General features: G+C 34.0%; 1 protein-coding gene. It reads right to left on the bottom strand.

The window, feature by feature from the left end; all coding sequences use genetic code 11:
- Positions 1–1,013 (bottom strand): DUF1647 domain-containing protein (locus tag ACP6PK_RS25460; protein WP_472847279.1); only part of this gene is annotated, 1,013 nt, incomplete at both ends.

Here is a 1,013-nt window from a genome sequence, read left to right as displayed (position 1 = left end):
CTGTTGTTGGTTGGCGTGAAGTTTGGGGTGGTCTTGTTATTTGTTTTTCCGTATTTTCTGTATTTTCTGTTGTTGGTTGAAGTGAGGTTTCATTAGTAGCAAAAGAAACTGTTTCTTGACTTTCTGTCGCCGAATTTTCTGGCACAATTACATTGGCTCTAATTTGTTGATTTGTATCATAACCTTTGTCTGTCAAAAATTGACGCAAACTGGCAAAATATTCTGAGCGATCGCTACCTTTATATACCTTTTCTATTAATTTCCAGCCATCTTCTTTTTCGCCTAACATATATTTATTTGCTAGGTAAGCAGCCAAAACTCCTTTAACATTTTGGTTTTGATTTGAACGCCTGTAAAATTCTAGCCAAATTTCTGAGGAGCTGGTATTTATTTGTGCTGGATATTTCTTAGTTACATCTAATATTTCTCCTTGACGATACTGCCAGATACGGACCGGAAATACTGAATCATTTATATCAGCAAATACATTAGCAAATCTACTATCAAAACTTTGAAATTCTGGAAGATTATCATTATCTAAATCTTTGAGTCGATAATTAATATTCCCCCAGTAATGCCGCAGCATAGTATATTTATTTTCTGTAGGTTCATAACGATAAATCAAGGAATAAGTACCGCCTGCAAATGGAACATTACTATTATTTATTGTGAATAAATCTATCAATACCTCGGATTCTCCGTTGCCATCTAAATCTAGTAATTGTACTTTAACAAATCTACCTGCTAATACTGCCGTTGTACTGTCAGATTCACCTGCCAAAGATTTTACTGGTACTGGTTGATTTAAAATAATTTCTCCACTTCTAATAATTTTCAGACGTAGATCGCTGACTAAATCTGTATTATTTGCTTGTTCATAAAGAATTTCTGCCTGTAAATTACCATTAGCAAATCTTTCTACTATTCCAGGTGGATTTGTATTTTCTGTAGCAGTTGGTTCGGGATTTTCTGAGTTAGAATTTTCTCTAGTATTTGTTACTTCTGTAGTGCTT

The organism is Dapis hubbardiae BLCC-M172 (assembly GCF_050016015.1).
GTDB lineage: Bacteria > Cyanobacteriota > Cyanobacteriia > Cyanobacteriales > Microcoleaceae > Trichodesmium.
This window is presented reverse-complemented; position numbering and strand designations above follow the sequence as displayed.